This window comes from Bacillus sp. ISL-78 (assembly GCF_018613455.1).
Lineage (GTDB): Bacteria > Bacillota > Bacilli > Bacillales > DSM-1321 > Peribacillus > Peribacillus frigoritolerans.
The window spans coordinates 320,423-342,831 of record NZ_JAGGQC010000008.1 but is presented as its reverse complement, the minus strand read 5'-3'; the positions used below and the strand labels follow the sequence as shown (position 1 = coordinate 342,831).

Below are 22,409 nucleotides of genomic sequence, written 5' to 3'. Positions count from 1 at the left end.
CTACCTATCGTCGTTACATTAATAACAGGAGCTGACTTTATGAAAATACCTATGAAATCAATCATCGCTGCCTCAGTATTAAGTATATGTTTAATCACAGGATACTCATTTGCTTCCGCAGGTAACGAAAAAGATGAATTGAAATCGGATAAAGTGACCTTTTTTGGGTCCCCTACTTCTGTGATTTCCAGTTCAGTTGCTGCGCCTCAAAGTTATAACCGGTTATTGTTTAGCGGAACAGTTGCACCTCTTTTAAACAAGGATGGAAAAACCACTTATGAGAGATATGGCAATACAGAAAAGCAGGCAATCGGAATCTTAGAGAAATTAAAAGCAGATTTGAAAACAAAAGGACTTTCCCTCGCTGATGTAATCTATCTGCGTGTGTATGTCGCGCCAGATCCAAAGAAGGGAAATACACCAGACTATCAAGGTTGGTTCGATGCTTACGCTCTTTTCTTTAATACAAAGGAAAATCCAGTGAAAACAGCCCGTTCCACTGTAGGGGTGCAAAGTCTGGTTTCACCGGATTATCTCATTGAGATTGAAGCAGAAGTAGCCTATAAAAGTAACAGCAAGGCAAATAAATAGACGATAGATGAGTATGGTCATGATTCAACATATCGATGTTCCAGCCACTCTGGAAAGCCTTTGAATACCAAAAGAGACAGGAAGTTATATTCCTGTCTCTCATTTGTTTTAATCAATCATGAAAATTCGTTCCATCCGTTACTTCTTTAACAATCCCTGCATTGATGACGAAGTCGCCGAAATGCTCGCCTTGCTGACGTTCTTTTGCATATCGGGAAAGAAGTACACGCAGCTCTTTTAATATTTCTTCTTCACCGATGTTTTCACGGTACATTTTACTTAATCGGCTTCCGTCGAATGCAGCTCCGAGATACATATTATATTTACCAGGTGCCTTACCGATAAAGCCAATTTCACCGAGCGCATGCCGGGCACAGCCGTTCGGGCAACCAGTCATACGTATCGTGATTTCTTCATTCCTCAAGCCGTTTTCATCAACGATGGCCTCGATTTTATCAATCAGAACCGGCAAATAACGCTCAGCTTCAGCCATTGCCAACCCGCATGTCGGAAGCGCCACACATGCAATCGAGCTGCGTCTGAGCGCCGAATGATGTGCACCATCCGTCAAACCGTATGTTTCAAGCAATTCTATGATTTTTTTCTTTTTCTGGCTTGACACATCTGCAATGATCAGGTTTTGATTGGCAGTCAATCGGAAATCACCCGTATGGATCTTTGCGATTTCGCGCAAACCGGTCATCAGCTTGTAATCATTGATATCGGCAATTCGGCCACCCTCGACAAATAGTGTAAAATGCCATTTACCCTGCATGCCTTTTACCCATCCATAGCGGTCGCCATTATTATCAAAATGGTAAGTTCTCGCTTCCTCCAGCTTCCATCCTAGACGATTTTCCAGTTCAGCTTTTACCGGTTCAAGCCCAAGCCTGTCTACCGTATACTTGAACCGGGCATTTTTCCGTACGGACCGGTTTCCGTAATCACGCTGAATCGTAATGATTTTTTCAGCCACATCCAGTATTTTGTCTGGCTGGCAAAAGCCGATTACCTTGGCTAGTTGAGGATATGTCGCCTTGTCACCGTGGGTCATTCCCATACCGCCGCCAATCGCCACATTAAAGCCGACAAGTTTTCCATTTTCAACAATTGCTATGAAGCCAAGATCTTGGGAGTAGACATCAATGTCATTGGATGGCGGGACCGCAATGCCTATTTTAAACTTTCTTGGCAAATAAAGCTTTCCGTACATTGGTTCGACTTCCTCGACTTCAGGAGAACTAACCACTTTTTCTTCATCCAACCAGATTTCATGGTACGCCCTTGTACGCGGCAATAGATAATCACTCAATTTTTTCGACCATTCATATACTTCGGAATGGATTTCGGATTGAAATGGAATAGAATTGCACATTACGTTTCGGTTTACATCTCCGCATGCAGCGATTGTATCCAGCATGGAAGCATGGATTTCCTGAATGGTTTTTTTCATATTCCATTTTAAAATACCATGCATTTGAAACGTCTGCCTTGTTGTCAATTTCAAGGTTCCGTTACCGTATTTCTGGGCAAGGTCATCCATAACAAGCCATTGAGAAGGCTGTGCAACCCCGCCGGCCATGCGGACACGCAACATAAATTGATAGGCAGGCTCCAGTTTCTGTTTTTGACGCTCATTACGTAGATCCCGATCATCCTGCAAATAGCTGCCGTGGTGTTTCATCAGTCGATTGTCATCATCCGGAATACCGGCGCTAATCCGATCCTGCATCACTTTTCCAAGTGTACCTCGCAAATAATCGCTTCTTTCTTTAATTTGCTCAACATCACTTGGCGGGCCTGCTGGTGCTTTCAATAGTGGGTTCACCATGTTGTTATCTCCTTTTCTTCCAAATTTCAATACACATCACGTTGATATCGTTTATTCTGTTGCATATCTTCAAGATAAGCCTGCGCATCAGCATGGCTCATATTGCCTTCTTTTTCAATGATCTCAATAAGCGTATTATGGACATCATGTGCCATGTTTTTCTCGTCTCCGCAAATGTATACAGCTGCCCCTTCTTGAAGCCATTCGTATAATTCCCCGCTTTGCTCGCGCATCCGGTCTTGAACATACACCTTTTCATCCGTATCGCGGGAAAAGGCCACATCCATTTTCGTAAGCACACCTGTTTTCAACCACTTTTGCCATTCAGTTTGATAAAGGAAATCCGTCACGAAATGCTGATTGCCATAAAAGAGCCACGTTTTTCCTTTCGCTTCAGATTCTTCGCGATCCTGGATAAAGGATCTGAACGGGGCAATGCCCGTTCCCGGTCCAACCATGATAATTGGCGTGTCTGGGTTCTTTGGCTGCTTAAAGTTCTGGTTATGCTGAATGTAAACGGGCAGCGTGTCCCCTGGCTGTAATCTGTCCGCACATAAAATCGAGCAGACACCGTTTCTTTCCCTTCCGTGACTTTCATACCGGACGGCTCCGATTGTCAAATGCACTTCATCCGGAAAGGCGGATAAGCTATTCGCAATCGAATATAGACGGGCTGGCATTTTCCGGAGTATCGATACGAACTCTTGCGCCGATTCGCCCCATGAACCAAAATCACGGATAAAATCAAGTAAATCACGGCCTTCTCGATATTCTTTCAACCTTTCTTCATTACCAGGCTTTAAAAGCTCCTTTAAATCCTCATTATCAGAAAGCTGTGCCGCTTGTTCAATGAGCGATTTGGTCAATACCGTTATTTCGAAATCGGAGATGAGCGATTCCCTAAGCTGACGAAGTTCCCCCTGCTTATTGACCTTCACGGTTTCTTCAGGGTCCCAATTAAGCTCCGTAAGAAGCATATCCACTAAATCCGAATCGTTTTTCGGATAAATCCCAAGGCTGTCACCAGGTTCAAATGTAAGACCTGAGCCCTCTAGAGATAACTCAAGATGATGTGTCTCTTTATTGGAGCCACGGCCGTTCAAATTTATGTTTTCCAACACTTCCGCTATATACGGATTTGTTCTCGAATAAGTTTGTTCACCTAAAGAAGTTTTTGCTTCGGGAACTGCAGCATTAGAACTGACTTCCCCTTCTCTTAAACTGGAAAGTACTCCTTCCAGCCATTCGGAAGCAGGCTCATCATAATCAAGGTCACAGTCCATTCGCGGAAATAACCGTGTCCCCCCAAGTTCCTCCAAACGTTTATCGAATTGTTTTCCCGTTTCACAGAAAAACTCATATGAGCTGTCCCCAAGCGCCAATACCGAATATCGGAGACCCTCAAGGCTTGGTGCCCTCCTGCCATGAAGATACTCATGGAAAGACAATGTATTATCCGGCGGATCACCTTCTCCATGTGTACTAACGGCAATCAGAAGATTTTCGATTTTTTTCAAATTGTTTACTTTAAAGTCACTCATGGATGAAATGGTAACCTGAAAGCCATTACCCTCAAGCTTACTCGCCGCATTTTCTGCCAGCCCTTGAGCATTGCCCGTTTGTGAACCATACAGGATGGTCACTTCTTTTGATATTGTCTTACCGCCCCTTTGGGCTTCCAATACCGGGGCTTCGGCTGAACTTGTATTCGAAACTGACAAAGATGCAGTCAGATAACCGCTCAACCAAATTTTTTGTGTTTGGGTCAAGCTTGGCAGCAGGCTGTTAAGGAGCTCTGCTTGCTCTTGATTAAAGGGACTGTTACTTACCTGAAGTTGCACGATTTCCACCTCACAAAGGGATATTAACTTATCTTAGTTGATTATTATGTATACGAGTGGGTTTAAATATTTAATTTCAATCCACAAATTAACTCGTTTACTCCTATAGACCAAGTCGGTTTTAACTGCAAAAAAAATGAAAAATACAGTTATATAGGTTCATAGCACGCAACAAAGGACAATAGCTTTCCCAGCCTATACTCTTCCTAAAATAAGTTTCTCATTAAAACTTTACTGGAAGGTACATCATTAGTAAAATATATATAATTTATTATAACTATTAAGAATATTAATAATAAGGAGAAATTTCTATGTACTATGATGCTCTAAAAACATTTGTGACCCTTGTGGAAGTCAAGAATTTTACAAAAACAGCAGAAATTCTTCTTATGTCGCAACCAAGTGTTAGTTTACATATTAAAAAATTAGAAGAGGAGTTCCAGACGAAATTATTCCTCCGTTCTCCTAAATTTTTGAAAGTCACCTTAACGGGAGAAATTCTTTACGACCGGGCCAAGCAAATGATCACAATCTATGAACAGACCAGACAAGACATACAGGAACACGATAGGTCCATCAAGGGCGAATTAAAGATAGGTGCAAGTTTTACAATAGGAGAGTATATCCTTCCTTCTTTACTCATCGACCTTCAAGAGGAATATCCTGAACTTGAACTTCAAGTGGTAATTGGGAACACGGAAGAAATCGTTCAAGCCGTTCGGCTATACAAAGTGGATATTGGTTTAATCGAAGGTCAAACTAATGAAAAAGAGCTTTCTGTTCACCCATTCATGCAAGATGAGCTATTCATTGTATCTTCTAATAATCATGAACTTGCTAATAAAGACGATGTGGAAATTACTGATTTACATGACCAAGCATGGGTAACGAGGGAAGTTGGATCTGGTACACGAGAATACCTTAACCATGTCATACGTTCAAATGGTTTGAAAATTAAATCGATACTCACGATAAGCAGCAATCAAGGAATTAAAGAAACACTTATAAAAAACGGCTCAGGCCTGGCCCTGCTTTCCCGAAGTGTCATTGAAAGGGATGTACAAAATAAAATCCTTTCTATCATTCAGATAAAAGATGAATCCTTTAACAGGACACTCTCTTACGTCTATTCCCCAATTATGAAAGGTAAAAAAAATGTAAAGACTTTTATAACTGAATTAAACAAAAAGTGGCCCATGAAAGCGAAGCCGATAGGATGATCATTGCAAAGAAAGCTATTCCAAAGATGGAGTTACTGACACATGGCGTTTGATCTTAATTGTGATTTTATTAAACAATCATAAGCCTGATGACCGGGAACATCGGCTTTATTATACTTAATAAACATTCTTATGCACATTAACTTATAAGCAATTGGGTATACGAAAGAATAGAAGATTGTCTAGATAAAAAATAATATGGGAGCGTGTTTTATGAATATAGAGATTAAAGAAGCAGCCATTGAACAACTATTAAAAGTTAATTATAAAGAGAATGAAGGTGTTCGTATCGAAGCCATTTATGTTGGTAGCTGTTCGATTTATGTGGAACATGAATTGAAAATTGATAATAAGAACGAAGATGATGAGAGATTCATAATTGCTGGAATCCCCATATTAATTTCAAGTGAGTCAAAAAAACATCTTCCGGATAAAGTCTTCCTCAATTACAGTAACGGACTTGGATACAAATTATATTCAGACGATGAAACATTGAGTTATAATCTCCAATTGAAGAGAGTGAATTAAAAAAATGAACATAGTAAAAAGCCCACGTGTTTCAGTTGGGCTTTTTTTGGTTATACTCAGGGAATTTTTTATCGGCATGTTACCTGAGGGATTTTATTTCCTCATAGAATAGCATGCACTAACTCCTCCATTACCAGGAAAATGCTTTTAACAAGTACTCTTATCTATTCTAATAATTGTATCAATGTTATTTTACAAATCAATAATGACCGAAAATTTAAAGAATGATTGTTATTATTCTTCCACTCTTCTGGACTCGAGGTGCCGCTCCAGCTTTCTTTTTACCCGCTGAAGTGCATTATCGATCGTCTTTTTTTGAACATTCAGTTCCTTTGATATTTCTAAATAAGTTTTTCCTTCCAGGTATAAATCCACAACACTGCTTTCCAACTCACTAAGGACTTCGGTTAAAATTAGCTCAATATCACAAATTTCTTCTGATTTTATTAAGATCGTAACTGGGTCATTTTGTCTCTGTTCAGGGATTAGATCAATTAAACCCTGTTCCGACTCCCCTTGATGGATTGGCATATACAATGAAACATAATTATTTAAGGGAGAATGCTTTTGGCGAATAGCCGCTTTAACGGCCGTTATGATTTGTCTTGTAATGCACAGTTCCGCAAATGATCTGAAAGACGCCTTTTTGCAATTTTTGTAGTTTCGAATGGCCTTATATAGTCCAATCATCCCTTCCTGAAAGACGTCTTCCTTATCTCCACCCGTTAAAAAATACTTTAAAGCATTTGATTGAACGACACATCTGTATTTTTTGATTAAAAATTCCAGTGCATCTTCATCGCCATTATGGATTTTTCCTACCAACATTACATCTTCCATATGAGTATAGTTTTCCATTTGTTTCTTCTCGATGATTACACTCATTTATTTTCCCCCACTCACTAAGTTGAGCCCGACAAAGTTCCACTATCACTTCAATGTGGTAAAGTACATTCAATATAATAATATCTCAGAAATGACGATAATGATATTCGCAAATTACGACATTTTTCAACAAAATCCTGATATTTATAAATAGAAACTTTCAGTCAGCTTTAATTAATTTGGTGAAGATTTTTTCATTTTAGTAGTTTTGTTTAACTCCTGATCATTGACGGATATAGTTGTGCCGGTGGTTGTGGTAATTATGGAGGGGGTTCAGCATATGGCGCCTTACAAATAGCATGATTATAAATAATAACCTTAAAGAACTATTCTGCACTAATGATTAATAGAGCCTAACCAAAATGAAAAGACCGAATCCACCCTACCTTCATTAGCCCCAATTGGAAAAATAAGGATTACACTTAGGACATCGTCTCTAAATTAGCTGATTTCATTTAAACCCTTCTTTCGCAAAATAAAAAAGCACCCTTCATAGGATGCTAAAACATATTATTAACCCAGTCTTAAAATGGAGGACTGGATTTAATTATTCGCCAATGTCCCGTATGTAGAAGATCCTAACTGATTCATAAATCCTTAAAGCGGAGGATTTTCCACACCTAAATGAATCCAATCTTCTTTTGGCGGTCCATAAACCCCAGAAGGTTTAATTCCTGCTTGACGCATCAGAACCGTAACTTGTCCGCGATGATGAACAATATACTTGATTAGCCCCATAAGGATGGAAGCATTTGTTTCCTGTCTTCCGAACGCTTCTTGTATTTGCCCCAGGGATTCGTCTGTCCATTGTTGTTCAATAATTTTTGCCGCATGAGAACTTACATTTTTAAAAGTGATGGCAATTTCGCGGGCTGAAGATGGAACGTTTTCCGAACTTTCTATCCGGTCTATCTTTAACCCGAAATGAGCTAGATAATCTGGAATATTCGTGGTGAAATGCCACACAATTCTTCCTAAAGTGCGACCTTCAGGATAAACTTGTTGTTCTAAGGATTCATCTGTCAAACTATCCAAGACATTTTGAGTGAGTATGGCTTCTTTATTCCATTCTTTAATAAAATCTGAAATTGAAATATACATATAATACCTCCCCTATTTCGATGGACATTACTTAAGTTACATTATAAAACATATGTTCCCTCATTACAAATTCCTCATTAAACATGCAATCAATAATATCCATTCTAATTAGAAAACCATTGCTTTTCTTTGTACTTTCCGCTTGGAAGTTTTGGTTACAAGTTTTCAAGAAAAACTGTTGAACTGTACTACCTCTTCTGCATTTTAATCCTTTAAGTCCAAAAAAGTATACCCATTTCAAGAGCTGAAATGGTTAACCCTGTTTAAATCGAATACTGGACGTGTAAGTTTTGTGACTGCAATTTTATTTAATGCGATGCTCTACAAATCTTCCTGCACTATCTATACACATCAAGAATCACTACTTTATAATAGGGAGAAATCATGTTATTAATATATATAAATTCAGTATTGGTTAGGAGAAAAGCCATGCAAAATAAGCTTAGTATAGGAGAAATGGCGAAATTGCGAGGTGTAACCGTAGATACATTGCGCCATTACGATAAAATCGGATTGCTAAAGCCTTTTCATATTGACCCCGAAACTGGCTATCGTTATTACTCCATTTCCCAGTATGAGGTTCTCGGAACAATCAAAGAGTTAAAGAGCATCGGGTTTTCCTTAGAAGAAATCAAGCAGTTTCTTACGGATCGCAATGTCAAAAAGTCGGTTCAATCACTTCAAAAATCAATGGCTAATATACAGGAAGAAATTAAGAAATTGCAAGGTATCCATAATATTTTGATGACACGATTATACAATATTGAACATTTCACAAACAGTTACAGCAATTCGGATATCTTGATAAAACAATGTGAAGAACGGGAATACATCCAGCTAGCCAGATCGGTAAGTTGGACGGATACAGAAAATCTTTATTTTGGATATTTGGAGCTCGAAAACAAGATTGGTGGACTCATTCCTGCTTTGGCCAGCAATAAATTTGGAGATTTTATCAAGAAAGAGTATTTTGATGAAATTCGTCAATCATCTGACTTTTCCGCTAACCTAAGTGACTATCAATCTCAATCATTCATTCTTGTTCAGGGTGAGGAGTCAGAGCAACCAACCCAAAAAATTGAAAATGGGCTATTTTTATGTTCCTATTATGGAGGACTCACAAGGGAGAAAATGCTAATCCAGCTAAAAAAGCTACTCCATTATTGTGATACTCATGACTATATTATTACCGGTGACGCCTTTCGAATTATGCAGGTTGACGTTTCTCTGACTGATCAATATGATGAAGCTTATTATGAAATACAAATTCCGATTCAAGAAAAGTAACAAGTGAACAGCCTTCGAAATGAAAGCATTATCATTTCGAAGGCTGTTTTTTGTATCGCAACTGTTTACTCTCGTGTTAGACGAGACTTTATAATGGATTTATACATAATGAATGGAGTGATGCATTCCTAAATGAAAACAGCAAACCATTATTTTGAAAAATCATTTTGTTCGAAGGAGTGATACCTTTTATTAAAAAGTGTGACATCAAAAAAGACAAGGCCATTACGAAGTTGTTCCTTGCATTATGCTACTCTACTTTACCAAATCCTCTGTGCGGCCGATTGGAGGACAGGCACTATGAAAAAATGTTAAAAGCATTCAGTCAGAGCTCAATTTTTTGTATCCGTTCACAAGAAAGATACTTTATGTTGGTTATCCTTAAATGAATACAGACAAATAACCTTTCCATTAACTGAATATACAGAATTTCAATTTAATTATTCTGAATAATCAGGTTATTTACGAAGTGCACATTAATGAATGTGTAAAATCGTTAGTAAAAAATTCACAAGGAGGATTGATTAATGGAAAATACGAATTCACCAACTCTTAAACGTACTCTTACTTTGAAGTATGTCGTCTTTTTCGGATTGGCTTTCATGGCTCCAAAAACGTTTTTCTCAACATATGGGGTTGCTGTAAACAGCACCGGCGGGATGCTGCCGACGGCTTATGCCATTGCTTTAGTTGTCATGTTATTTACAGCTTATAGCTATGCCCAATTAGTGAAAGCGTTCCCAAAAGCAGGAGCAGCATATACGTTTACGCAAAAATCTATAAGTCCGCATATAGGGTTTATCGTTGGTTGGACAATCATCATTGATTATATATTTAGCCCGATGATCAGCGCCCTAATCGTCGGAATTTCATTGAAAGCTTATTTTCCATCCATTCCGATGTTTGTTTGGATCATTTTATTTATTGTGGTTATTACTGCTGTCAACATCCTTGGCATTAAATTAGCAGCGAAACTTAATACGTATATGCTTTTCTTGCAATTTTTATTGTTTGCACTATTTTTTATTTTGTCCATTAAAGGTCTTCTTGATGGAAAAGGAACAGGGACATTATTTTCCACCGTTCCCTTTTATGACCCTGAAATTAGCGCACCGGCTCTCCTATCTGTTATCCCAATTCTTTGTTTTAGCTTTTTAGGCTTTGATGCAGTAACTACTCTGTCAGAGGAGACGAAGGATCCTACGAGGACGTTGCCAAAAGCGATCTATTTCATAACGATGATTGGCGGATTTTTATTTATCACAAGTTCTTATTTTGCACAACTAATTTTTCCGGAGTTCCATTCTTTCACTAACCCTGAATCCGCCTATTTAGAGATAGCTATGTATATCGGCGGAAACATTTTTGTGAGCTTCTTTGTGGCAGTGGGGCTAACTTCCACCACAGCTTCAGCCGTGGCATCGGGAACGAGCGCCTCTCGTATTTTGTATGCGATGGGAAGGGAAAATGTATTGCCGAAAAAAATCTTCGGCTATCTATCACCGAAATACCGGACACCCGTGTTCAATATTTTACTCATTGGCGGGATTGCATTAAGCGCTCTTTTCTTAAATCTAACGACAGCTGTATCACTTATTAGTTTTGGTGCGTTATTTGCCTTTTTCTTTGTGAATCTTTCAGTTGTTTCTTACTATTTTTTTCAAAAGAAACAGAGATCTTTTAGAGGAACGATTCAATATATGATTATCCCGCTTACTGGTGCAGCACTAATTGGATTGTTTTTCATAAATCTAGATAAACATTCACTAATACTGGGTGGAACTTGGCTTCTTATCGGATTTATTTATCTATTAAACTTAACGAAAATGCTTAGGCAGCCGCCTCCTGAGCTTGCCTTTGAGGAAGCTTAATAATAACGCTATAAAAGAAGGGAATGATTGATGATGAGTCAACAAGTAGCTGACGTAATTATATCAAGTAATACTGTATTTACAGGTCTTTCCGATCAACCTGAACCCGCCTCCATTGCAATTAAGGACAACAAAATTGTTGCGATTGGTACTGAGGAAGAAATTAAACACTGCGCAGGTGAGCACACGAAAATCTATCAGTTTAAAGACCAATTAATTATGCCGGGATTCCATGATTTCCACCTTCATATCATGCAAGGTGCCGTTGCCCTCAATAGTGTCAATCTGTTCGCCGCTCGCTCAGAAGATGAAGCGCTGAAAATGATTGGTGAATTTGCCGAATCAAAACCGGAAAATCAATGGGTAATCGGATTTACTTGGGATGCAGGTTATTGGGATATACAACAATTACCGACTCGCCATTCATTGGATCATATTCTTCCTAACCGTCCGGCACTCATGTTTCACGCTGAAGGTCATTATGCATGGGTGAATACGAAAGCTTTGGAGATTGCTAATATTACTCGTCATTCGGAAAATCCTTTCTATGGCATTATAGGAAAAGATGAAAATGGCGAACCCAATGGTATTTTATATGAAAAAGCAATGGATGCGGTTATCCGCCATGCCTTTAATTTTTCAAATTCACAAAAAAATGAAATCTTCTCCAATTTCTTGGCACATGCAGCCAGCTTAGGGGTGACTGCTGTCAATGACTTACATGGTTTAAAGACAATAGAATCACTAGATGTTTTCAAAGAATTCGAAGACAACGGTAAATTAACAACGCGGATTCATTTATGGCCTGCATTAAATGGCGATCTTGGGCACTCCAAACAATTGCGAGAGACATATCAATCGGATAAGCTCCGTGTGTCGGGACTTAAACAATTTATCGATGGCGTCATTACCGCCCGTACAGCTTATCTACTCGAGCCTTATGCGGATCAACCAGAAACACGCGGTGAGACGTCTTTCCCTCCTGAAACGATCAAAAAATGGGTCGTTGCTGCAGATAAAGAGGGCTTCAGCATTCGTTTTCATGCGATTGGAGATGGAGCAATCCGTCTTGCCTTAGATGCCTATGAGGAAGCGCAAAAGACAAATGGTAAACGAGATTCACGACATTCCGTCGAACACATTGAAGTGATTCATCCAGATGATATTCATCGTTTTAGTGAGCTCGGTGTTATGGTCTCAATGCAGCCAGATCACTTAGCGATGTCTGAAAGAGGTGTTTACACCGAACAAGTTGGTGCTGAACGGGAAAAGTATGTCTTCTCGATTAATACTTTGCAAAAAACCGGTGCGAAACTGGCTTTTGGAACGGACTTCCCAATTGATATTTTGAATCCGCTCCTCCAAATTTATCGTGCGGTAACGAGAATCGACAGCAGCGGAAAAACGGTATGGCATCCACATGAGTGCATCACACTTGCCGAAGCATTGAAAGCTTATACAAGTGGCCCAGCCTACGGTACATTTAGAGAGCAGGAATTAGGGACATTGGAAGCAGGTAAACTTGCTGATATTATCGTCTTGGAACGAAATCCCTTTGAAGTGCTTGTGGAAGAAATACCAGATATAAAGGTACTGTTAACAATGGTTGACGGTCAAGTAGTTTATGATTATGCCGGTTCTTTAGTATGATAAGTAAACGATTCGGAAAAAGATGATCAAACAGCGGATGTACATCTTTGTCATCAAACGTTTAAATGCGAAAATAGACCATACTATGGAAAATAAAAACTATAGAAAAGTTGGGCATGGAGATCGGTCTGCTTTGCAGAATCAGTATGGTATTGGAATAAAGAATGACTATGATGCAGCCATTTAATAGGGGGACTGATATATGAATAATTCAAACTCACCAACTCTTAAACGTTCACTTCCATTAAAATATGTTGTGTTTTTTGGTTTGGCCTTTATGGCCCCAACTACTTTGTTTTCAACATATGGAGTTGCTGTTCATAGCACAAACGGGATGATCACTACTGCTTATATCGTTGCCTTTATCGTTATGCTGTTTACAGCCTACAGCTATGCGCAAATGGTCAAAGCCTTTCCAAATGCGGGTGCAGCCTATACGTTTACGCAAAAATCCCTAAGTCCTCACATTGGTTTTCTCGTAGGTTGGACCATTATACTGGATTATATGTTCAGTCCAATGATCAGTGCTCTATTGTTAGGCATTGCAATGAAAGCATATTTCCCTATAATTCCTATGTACGTCTGGATCATTCTCTTTATCGTCACGGTTACGATTATAAATATTCTCGGTATTAAGGTAGCGGCTAAGCTTAATATGGGGCTTCTATTCTTGCAATTCGGAACACTTGCGTTGTTCATCATTTTTTCAATAAAGGGGCTTTTAAATGGTCAAGGTGCAGGAACGCTTTTTTCGATCCTCCCGTTTATTGATTCAAATATAAATATTCCGGGCTTCATGTCCATAATCCCTATTTTATGCTTTTCCTTTTTAGGGTTTGATGCAGTAACAACTCTTTCTGAAGAAACGAAAAACCCGCGAAAATCCATACCTAAGGCCATTTATCTTGTAACAATCATTGGTGGATTATATTATTTTATCGGTTCGTACTTTTTACAGCTTGTCTGGCCTGACTACCAATCATTTAAAGCCCCGGAAGCAGCCTATATGGAAATTGCCATGTATATCGGGGGTAACTTTTTGATAAGTTATATGCTTGCTGAAGGAATCATGTCCAGTTTTTCATCAGCTATTGCGTCAGGTACAAGTGCTTCGCGCATTTTATTTGCAATGGGACGTGAACGTGTACTTCCTGCCAAAATATTTGGATACCTTTCTCCTAAATATCGTACACCTGTCTTCAACATACTAATTATAGGAGGCGTGGCTTTAAGCGCCCTATTCTTAAGCCTTACGACTGCCGTATCTCTTATAAATTTTGGTGCATTATTCGCTTTTACTTTCGTTAATATTTCGGTTATCGCTCACTATTATTTCCGAAAAAAGCAGCGATCCTTAATAGGGACAATTCGGTACCTTATCATTCCGTTAATTGGTGCTTCTCTTACAGGTTTCTTTTGGATAAAGTTAGACATCCATTCGTTAATACTGGGAGGAACTTGGTTTGCGATCGGATTTGTGTACCTTCTTAACCTTACAAAAATGTTTAGACAGCCGCCTCCTGAGCTTGCCATTGAACAAGCTTAATAATAGAAGCTATTCTATAGAATTGAAAGGAATGATAGATAATGAATCAACAACCAGCTGATGTAATTATTTCAAGTAATGCTGTATTTACAGGACTTTCTGATCAACCGGAGCCCGCCTCAATTGCGATTAAGGACAATAAAATCATTGCGGTTGGTTCTAAGGAGGAGGTTAAACCTTATTTAGGCGAGAATACCAAAATCCATCAATTTAATGACCAATTAATTCTACCGGGTTTTCATGATTTCCATCTTCACATGATGGATGGGGCTGTTTCGATGAATAGTGCCAATTTATTCCCAGCCCGTTCAGAAGAAGAAGCGTTGGAAATGATTCGTGAATTTGCCGAATCGCGCCCGCAAGATCCTTGGATAATCGGCGCTTCATGGGATGCAGGATATTGGGATACGCAGCAATTACCGAATCGGTCTTCATTGGACCGCATTCTCCCCGACCGTCCGGTGCTTATGTTTCACGCCGAAGGTCATTACGCATGGGTAAATTCAAAGGCACTTGAAATCGCTAATATTACCCGTCATACGGAAAACCCTTCGTATGGAATGATTGGAAAAGACGAAAATGGGGAACCTAATGGTCTTTTATACGAAAAAGCAATGGACGCGGTTATCCTCCATGCCTATCATTTTACAAAAGAACAAAAGAGAGAACTTTTCACGAATTTCCTCACTCATGCGGCTGGTTTAGGAGTAACATCCGTCCACGACTTATTCGCAATAGAAGCATTGGAAATGCTTAATGATTATGATGTTTTCAAAGAATTTGAAAACAATGGAGGTTTAACTGCCCGTATTCATTTATGGCCAGCTTTAAATGGCAATCTTGAACGTGTCAAAAAATTACGAGATACGTATCAATCGGACAAACTTCGTGTGTCAGGACTTAAACAATTTATCGATGGCGTCATTACAGCCCGTACCGCTTATTTACTTGAACCTTATGCTGATCAACCGAATACACGAGGTGAATCATCGTTCCCTCCTGAAACAATCAAAAAATGGGTCGTAGATGCTGATAAAGAAGGCTTCAGCATTCGTTTTCATGCAATTGGAGACGGAGCGATTCGCCTTGCTTTAGATGCCTATGAGGAAGCGCAAAAGACAAACGGTAAACGAGACTCGCGGCATTCCGTTGAACACATTGAAGTGATCCACCCTGATGATATTCATCGTTTCAAACAGCTAGGCGTGACCGCTTCAATGCAGCCGGATCACTTTGCGATGTCTGAAAGAGGTGTGTATACCGAGCGGATTGGTACAGAACGAGAAAAGTATGTTTTCTCGATTAATACACTGCAAGAAGCCGGGGCGAAATTGGCATTCGGAACGGACTTCCCAATCGATACCCTTGATCCGCTTCTGCAAATCTATCGGGCAGTAACGAGAATCGACAGCAGCGGAAAAGCGGTATGGCATCCACATGAGCGCATCACACTTGCCGAAGCATTGAAAGCTTATACAGCCGGATGCTTATGGTTCCTTTAGGGAGAAGGAATTGGGAACATTAGAAGTAGGAAAACTTGCTGATATCGTAGTATTAGAACGAAATCTCTTTGAAATGCCAGTGGGAGAAATCCCCAATACAAAGGTACAGTTAACGATCGTTGATGGGAAAGTTGTTTTTGATCATACGAGGTCTTTAATTGAAAAGTAACATTAAAGGAGGATTCTACAACTGTAGAATCCTCTCAGACTGTAGACAAACTCAAAATCGAGTTTGTCCTTTTTTATGGCTTGTACAATTTGGACGTTGATTGGAACGTAGGGCACTCGCTTTCCGCGGGCGGTCCCGGAGCCTCCTCGGCTTTCGCCTGTGGGGCGCGCTTTTCCCGCAGGAGTCTCGTACCTTCCGTTCCAATAAAACTTTGACTTACCTTTTAGATATAACACTTTTCCCTACAGTCTTTTTTTGTTTTAAAATAGATCCATTAAAAACTTGAGGTGATGAGAATGCTTTCGAAACATCATTCTATTCAACGAGATCAACTTGAAATGATTACTTTAGACGAACCAACTGGTGCCGGCGAACCAGTTGGTTCGTAAAATCTCAATTAAAGAGAGACGTATTGGCGTAAAGCGATGAAGCACCGCCAGAGTGAATAAATAGAATGTTATCCTCCGGCTTAAAGGTGCCTTTTTGTATTAAATCGATGAGTCCCGCTGCCGCTTTCCCCGTATATACCGGATCCAACAATATCCCTTCCGTTCTTGCCATTAGCTTGACTGCTTCCACCATTTCAGGTGTAGGCAAAGCATAACCCGGGCCGACATACTCATCAAAACACGTAACAGCCTCACGAGGAAGTGAATTCGGAATGCCGATATGTGTTAAAGTTTCCTTAACAAGCTGAAAAACTTTCTCTTCTTGTTCAGCTTTCCCTCTGCTTACGTTTATTCCAATTACCGATACTCCACTGTGATTTCCATGAAATCCTGCCACCAAACCAGCATGCATTCCTCCACTGCCGCTTACACAAATAACTGCTTTCAAATCAATCCCTTGCTCAAAGGACTGGGCCAAGATCTCCTGAGCACATGCAACGTATCCCGTCGCACCAATGACATTGGATCCCCCAACCGGGATAATGTAAGGTTGATGTCCTTTCTCTGTCACCTCTTTAGCCACTTTTTGCATTTCTTGCATTAAGTCAGCTCCATTAGGCACTACTTTTATTTGTTCAGCTCCTAATAAATGGTAGAGAAAATAGTTACCGTTAAAATCCGGTTCAGTATTTGAAAGGCCCTCTTCCAACACAAGGATGCATTTCATTTTCTCTTTAACCGCAGCAGCTAGTGTCAAGCGGCAATGATTTGATTGAATGCCTCCACATGTAATCAATGTATCCGCGCCTTTGTCCAATGCATCGGCAACAAGAAATTCCAGTTTCCTTGTTTTATTTCCGCCTGCCGTCAGACCAAGCATATCGTCTCGTTTAACGTAAATGGATGGGCCCCCTAGAACTTCAGAAAAATGATCCAGTCTTTCAACTGGTGTATATGTCGGTGTATATCGCTTTCTAGGAAATTGTGCTAAATTCATTTATAACTCCTCCTGATCCTCTATGTATATAAACAAAAGAAAATATCAATCTGATGTTCTCTTGTGTTTAAAATACTTCGATCTCAATCATAGCATCTTTATGTAATCGAGCAACATGAATCTCCCTTCTAGCATGGTTATCTCTAAAAAGAATTTTCATATACATCACTCGTCAGGGCAAAATGATATCAAAACCTACTATTAGTGCTTCCGCTTTTTCTATGACGCCCTTTTTTCCTCAAAAGTTTCAGGCAGGTCCCCAGTTACAGCATATATGAGGGCTACCTGGAATTTTATCACTTGCCAAAAAGTTCCGATAGCCTTGTGAGCGTCTTTAGTGGTAATAGGGTCATCCATCCCATTGAATTGTATCAATAAAATGTATGAAGCATTGAAATGACTTCACTCATTTTTAAGATAAAAAATATATACTTGTATATTATTAAAAAGGAGCGCCATGGAAACCAACCGTTATCAATATTTTCAGAACAAATAGAACATTATTTTTCTAAGCCCTTAAGGGAAGGTATATTTTTTGTTATTAATAGTGCGATCATTGAAGAGTATTGCCCGGAGACCGTTTAACGGAAGATGATATCGCCCAGCTTCAATTGTAACAGTACACCGGTTTGTGATGCTATTGGGAAATTGGAATAGGAAAATTTGCTTCTGGTTAAACCTGTCCATAGGGATGGTCATATCCAATGTGGATATTCAACTTATGCAGTAAGAATTGGAAATCAGTAAAATGCTCGAAAACCATTCTATACAAAAAGACTGTGAAGGAATTACGGAAGAGGAGTTTAAAAAAACTGGAATGGGCAACGGATAAACCGCAACAAGAAATAATTAAAAATGACCGAATAGCGGCAAGTCGTGCAAACATCGAATTTCCCCGCTTATTATATTCCAACTCGAGAAATACCTTTCTCCAAAAAACTACAGATTCATCATGACTTTCTTTTCGAATTTCCTTTTAATCGGCCCGTAATGAGGATGTTACATTGGGTTGATAAATCTTGGTATGAGGAACGAAACAACGAGCACTTACAGTTAATCCAGACCATTCGTGACAAAGATGTAGAAAAAGTAATAATATTGCTGTTAAATTTTTCACTTTTATTCGAACCGTACAAGGCCATGGTTGAAGTCCCCTTCCCGACCATTGCCTTGTATGCTTTTTATACGGTTGCGCTCTAGGTAGTTATTCAGCTGATTAGGTGGGAAAATGGCTAGGTTTTTCGATTGAATGACCCCTGGGGTTCTTATTCCTAATTATGTAAGTTCCAAATGTCCGGACAATCATCCATACACCTTTTGATGATCAATGGTTACTTGTTTACTCATCGTAACGTTCCAGCAATTCAATAATCACTTTAAAGGTCGCTTTTGTATCCATATAGGCATACCGGCCTTTTCCGTTAAAAAAGTTTCCTCTCTGTATGACCGGATAGCCCATTTCTTCCAGCATCTTCATTTTAGCCTCCATGTCTTTAACGACAAAAGAGATATGGTGAACACCCTCACCATATGTTTCTAGATGATCTTTCCACGTACTGGGTGATTCGCCCGGCTCGATCAATTCAATTTGAATTAACGGAGTATTGATGAACATATATTTTGATTTGCCTTCAGTGGGCTTCCCTTTGTAAATCACGTTTGTAATATCGGATGAACCAGAATGGATGATGGGAGGTTTTTCAACACCCAACAACTTACTATATGCATCTGCAGCCGCATCAAGGTCTTTGACAACAAACGCAAGCTGTTCCACTTTGTTAGTCCCTAGTAGCGGCTGAATGCTGTCATCTTCCGGTCTTTCCCATGCCGTTACTCTTGGCTCCGCACTTTCAAGCAGTTCAACTAACGTTTTGTGATCATCTAGTGTATCCACATATACATATCGGCCGTCACTTGATGTGAATTCACCTGTTTGCAAAGCTGGGTAGCCACTTTTCTCCAAGATTGGCAGCCTCTTTTGGATAGAGTCCACATCAAAAGCTATATGGTGGATCCCTTCACCTACTTCATCCAGGAACTCACGCATCGTTCCTGGATTTTTATCGGGTTCTATTAGTTCAAATTGGACGGTAGGAGTATTCAGGAAAGCCAGTTTGGATTGCGATTCCGTTGGTACACCTCTAAAAGTAACTTTCGAAACAGAACTGTCACCAGTTAGAAATGGTTCTGCCTTCTTAATGCCCAGCAGTCTTGTGAAAGCTAGATTAGCAGCTTCAATATCTTTTACAACAAATGCGAGTTGATTAATATTCCTATTGCCCAATAGTGATTCAGCCATACTAATAAACCTACTTCCCATAGTTTATTTTATTATGAACTCAACCCAGCCCGCGTACGGACAATCCTCCATCACTGGAGATGACTTCACCGGTAATTGCACGCGCTGCGTCTGATGCCAACAGGACATATGCAGCTACATGATCTTCAGGCAGCTGTGCAAGCTGTAGAGGGTTTCTCTTTTTTATGCTATTTGCCTTCGTTTCATTATCCACGATTTTAACGAATGGACGCAGGGGAGGAATGACCGATAATGCGGTCAGAGTGCCACCAGGAGCTACAGCATTCACCCTGATGTTAGGAGCGAGTTCAAAGGCAAGTTGCCGCATCAGCCCTATTTGGGCATGCTTGCTTGCTGTGTACCACACCCCGCCGCCATCCGGATAAAAACTGGCACCGGATACGGTGAAAATAATATTTCCATTCGATTTTTGCAGTTCTTCAAGAGCGGCTTTAGCACCGAAGAATGATCCTTTAACATTAATATCGATCAGAAAATCATATGCATCGGAAAGTGCATCGGGAGTTACGTCGGCAAATTTAGCAAATCCATCAAAGACTCCTGCATTGGCTACGAAAACATCCAGTTTTCCAAATTGCTCAACAGTGGCCTGGACAGCCCTCTCATTGTCTTCATATTTGCTTACATCGCCTTGGTTAATGAGAATCTCTTCACCAAATTCCGCTTTCATTTTCTTTAGCGTTTCTATCGAGCGGCCGATGATGCTGACTTTTGCCCCTTCTTGTATGAAACGTCTAGTGACAGCCTCCCCGATACCTGAATTGCCACCGGTAATCAGCACTACTTTATCCTTTAACGCCATTGCCATTGTAACCAGCCTCCCCTTTTTAACCAAGTCAATATTATACGAAAATAGCAAGATTTCTGGTATTTATCGTTGATTGATCAACAATGAATATTCGTTTGGAAAGTTTCCATTTACCTTCTTCGAAAATGAATTCATCATTTCGTTCCCCCGAAATCAGATCATGTTGAATATCCGTGCTGCGGCTACGATAGATGAGCAGGTAGCTCTTGACGACTGCCTTTTCACCTTCAACATAGTCTTTAACACGTACATTTGAGACAAAACGCCGTGTTCTTGATGGCGGTATTTCCGCCCATGCATAATCCGTTTTCAAACGATCCACTCGAAGTTTCAGCAGCTCAATATCATCATTAAATGTAAACATGTCCGTTGAATAATCCTGGCGTTCCACTCCTTCTTTATTAACACGTACAGGCATTTGATAGCGTAAGCTCGAGTGCATTAAATCGAACCAATCATCAAATTCAATATCATCCAGTAATTGAGCTTCATCATACAGCCATTGTTCAAATTGACATTTGAGCAACATTTTCTCCACATTCATTTCCGTTCCCCCTCCCGTTTATCATTTCGTCATCAATTCAAGCCAGTACTTGTAAAAATTCCTTTGGCTCGCTTCAGTGAATTTATCATCGTAAGCAACACCAGGACCTATAAAATCAACTGGTTCACGATGAAGACCCATAGTATAATTGTAGGTTAGATTCTTTAGGAAAGGCATTGGTCCTTGGGCTGCTTCAGTGATATCAGTAAAAACTTCCGTATCATCCTGTTCGAAAATACCGGAAGGGCTAAAGGTCAAGATAAATGAATCTCTTGATCTATCTTTCCAATCTTGGGAGGCGTTCTTTTCCACAAGCATCCAAGCAATCACTTCCATTTTATTGTGACCTATTGGCCGCCACATCCTTATTGAAGTGTTGGAGATGAATTGGTCTTTGATTTTTGTATGGGATATTAAAAATGATAAGTTAGGGAAAACATTCCCAATCATATTCTTCAAGTTTGATAACACTCCATATTGTTCTTCAGACAAATTAGTTTTAAATTCATCTTTCAATTCTTCCGGGAAAGCGAAGTCAGGATTAGGAGTCCCTAAGTTAAGACCATGCCCGTTGTCCGTATGGATTTGAAAACCGCGCTTTGAATAGGTAGCATTGGGCACCATGCCCAGTTTGGCAATGGATCCGTGTGTGACCATCGTGTGATAGGAATCACCAACAAAGTTATCGGAACCAACTTTCCAGTTCGAATTAACAACGAATCTTTGCGGAACTCCGATTACTTCCATTTCTGCACGTCCTACAAGGATATCCAAATACCATTTAATGTCTCCAAGAAACTCTTCAAGCGGCTCTGCATCTTCATTCCAAGTTCCAAATAAAAGACCTTTATAGGATTCAAGCTTTACTTTGTGAAGGCCCATTTCCGAGCGGTCAAGGTTACCCCCATATATGTCCTTTTGTAATGGCACTCCTACGAGTTCACCAGTGTTTTTAAAATTAAACCCATGGTAGGGGCACGTAAATAAAGACTTATTCCCTTTATCTGCACGGCATAGTTTCATTCCGCGATGGGTGCACATATTATAAAAAGCCCTGATTTCCCCTTCAGCATCACGAGTAATGATGAGCGAGTAGCCAGCAAGTTCACGGGTCATGAAGTCTCCTTTGTTCGGTACTTCAGAATCATGGCCGATAAAAACCCATGTTTTCAAAAACACTTTTTCATGTTCTATATCATAAACCTTTGGGTCTCCAAGGAGGTATGCAGGTATAACGCCTTCCTCTGGTTTAACTGTTTCGTTCAAATAGTCAACAACTTGCTGTTTCGACATTTCTTCTAAGGATTTTTCAGTTTTAAGCATACTTTT

Annotated in this window: 16 protein-coding genes and 1 pseudogene; 8 read left to right on the top strand and 9 right to left on the bottom strand. The window is 39.8% G+C overall.

Annotation, left to right across the window (positions count from 1 at the left end; all coding sequences use genetic code 11):
* The first annotated feature begins 39 nt into the window (after nucleotides 1-39).
* Entirely contained in the window at nucleotides 40-591 is a 552-nt protein-coding gene (locus J7I96_RS11445) for a RidA family protein (RefSeq protein WP_214768394.1), read from the top strand.
* A gap of 112 nt (nucleotides 592-703) precedes the next feature.
* Here the strand turns inward: J7I96_RS11445 and cysI are convergent, their stop codons facing one another.
* Nucleotides 704-2,422 carry an assimilatory sulfite reductase (NADPH) hemoprotein subunit gene (gene cysI, locus J7I96_RS11440; protein ID WP_214768092.1) on the bottom strand — a complete coding sequence of 573 codons (1,719 nt, stop codon included), beginning with the start codon at nucleotides 2,420-2,422 and terminating at the stop codon, nucleotides 704-706.
* Between the two features lie 26 nt (nucleotides 2,423-2,448).
* Entirely contained in the window at nucleotides 2,449-4,263 is a 1,815-nt protein-coding gene (locus J7I96_RS11435) for an assimilatory sulfite reductase (NADPH) flavoprotein subunit (protein ID WP_214768091.1), read from the bottom strand.
* 311 nt (nucleotides 4,264-4,574) lie between these two features.
* On the opposite strand from J7I96_RS11435, the gene J7I96_RS11430 reads away from it, so the two are divergent.
* The gene (locus J7I96_RS11430; protein WP_214768090.1) at nucleotides 4,575-5,483 is read left to right on the top strand and encodes a LysR family transcriptional regulator; all 909 of its coding nucleotides are present in this window, start codon (nucleotides 4,575-4,577) and stop codon (nucleotides 5,481-5,483) included.
* A gap of 213 nt (nucleotides 5,484-5,696) precedes the next feature.
* Nucleotides 5,697-6,011 (top strand): iron-sulfur cluster biosynthesis family protein, encoded by a 315-nt coding sequence (locus tag J7I96_RS11425; RefSeq protein WP_214768089.1) that lies wholly within the window; start codon nucleotides 5,697-5,699, stop codon nucleotides 6,009-6,011.
* Nucleotides 6,012-6,245: 234 nt separating this feature from the next.
* On the opposite strand, the gene sigH is transcribed toward J7I96_RS11425, so the two are convergent.
* Nucleotides 6,246-6,896 (bottom strand): RNA polymerase sporulation sigma factor SigH, encoded by a 651-nt coding sequence (gene sigH, locus J7I96_RS11420; protein ID WP_214923813.1) that lies wholly within the window; start codon nucleotides 6,894-6,896, stop codon nucleotides 6,246-6,248.
* A gap of 597 nt (nucleotides 6,897-7,493) precedes the next feature.
* On the bottom strand, nucleotides 7,494-7,997 hold the full coding sequence (locus tag J7I96_RS11415) for a DinB family protein (protein ID WP_214923815.1): 504 nt from the start codon (nucleotides 7,995-7,997) through the stop codon (nucleotides 7,494-7,496).
* A gap of 429 nt (nucleotides 7,998-8,426) precedes the next feature.
* Between J7I96_RS11415 and J7I96_RS11410 the strand changes: the two genes are divergently transcribed.
* The 5 genes and pseudogenes from J7I96_RS11410 (at nucleotide 8,427) to J7I96_RS11390 (ending at nucleotide 16,022) form a co-directional block, all read left to right on the top strand.
* The gene (locus J7I96_RS11410; protein WP_214768087.1) at nucleotides 8,427-9,284 is read left to right on the top strand and encodes a MerR family transcriptional regulator; all 858 of its coding nucleotides are present in this window, start codon (nucleotides 8,427-8,429) and stop codon (nucleotides 9,282-9,284) included.
* A gap of 527 nt (nucleotides 9,285-9,811) precedes the next feature.
* Nucleotides 9,812-11,155 carry an APC family permease gene (locus J7I96_RS11405; protein ID WP_214768086.1) on the top strand — a complete coding sequence of 448 codons (1,344 nt, stop codon included), beginning with the start codon at nucleotides 9,812-9,814 and terminating at the stop codon, nucleotides 11,153-11,155.
* 33 nt (nucleotides 11,156-11,188) lie between these two features.
* Nucleotides 11,189-12,805: an amidohydrolase gene (locus J7I96_RS11400; RefSeq protein WP_214768393.1), complete on the top strand. Its 1,617-nt coding sequence runs from the start codon at nucleotides 11,189-11,191 to the stop codon at nucleotides 12,803-12,805.
* Between the two features lie 202 nt (nucleotides 12,806-13,007).
* Complete coding sequence (locus tag J7I96_RS11395) at nucleotides 13,008-14,351, top strand: APC family permease (RefSeq protein WP_214768084.1); 1,344 nt, start codon at nucleotides 13,008-13,010, stop codon at nucleotides 14,349-14,351.
* A gap of 41 nt (nucleotides 14,352-14,392) precedes the next feature.
* Nucleotides 14,393-16,022, top strand: a pseudogene (locus J7I96_RS11390) (amidohydrolase).
* A gap of 393 nt (nucleotides 16,023-16,415) precedes the next feature.
* Here J7I96_RS11390 and cuyA read toward each other — a convergent pair.
* From cuyA to J7I96_RS11365, 5 genes are all read right to left on the bottom strand, one after another.
* Nucleotides 16,416-17,408 (bottom strand): D-cysteate sulfo-lyase, encoded by a 993-nt coding sequence (gene cuyA, locus J7I96_RS11385; RefSeq protein WP_214768082.1) that lies wholly within the window; start codon nucleotides 17,406-17,408, stop codon nucleotides 16,416-16,418.
* 1,339 nt (nucleotides 17,409-18,747) lie between these two features.
* Nucleotides 18,748-19,707 carry a VOC family protein gene (locus J7I96_RS11380; protein WP_214768080.1) on the bottom strand — a complete coding sequence of 320 codons (960 nt, stop codon included), beginning with the start codon at nucleotides 19,705-19,707 and terminating at the stop codon, nucleotides 18,748-18,750.
* Nucleotides 19,708-19,747: 40 nt separating this feature from the next.
* The gene (locus tag J7I96_RS11375; protein ID WP_222619771.1) at nucleotides 19,748-20,536 is read right to left on the bottom strand and encodes an SDR family NAD(P)-dependent oxidoreductase; all 789 of its coding nucleotides are present in this window, start codon (nucleotides 20,534-20,536) and stop codon (nucleotides 19,748-19,750) included.
* A 34-nt stretch (nucleotides 20,537-20,570) separates the two neighbouring features.
* Nucleotides 20,571-21,080: an aromatic-ring-hydroxylating dioxygenase subunit beta gene (locus J7I96_RS11370; RefSeq protein ID WP_214923817.1), complete on the bottom strand. Its 510-nt coding sequence runs from the start codon at nucleotides 21,078-21,080 to the stop codon at nucleotides 20,571-20,573.
* 21 nt (nucleotides 21,081-21,101) lie between these two features.
* Entirely contained in the window at nucleotides 21,102-22,403 is a 1,302-nt protein-coding gene (locus J7I96_RS11365; protein WP_034312297.1) for an aromatic ring-hydroxylating oxygenase subunit alpha, read from the bottom strand.
* Nucleotides 22,404-22,409: the final 6 nt, after the last annotated feature.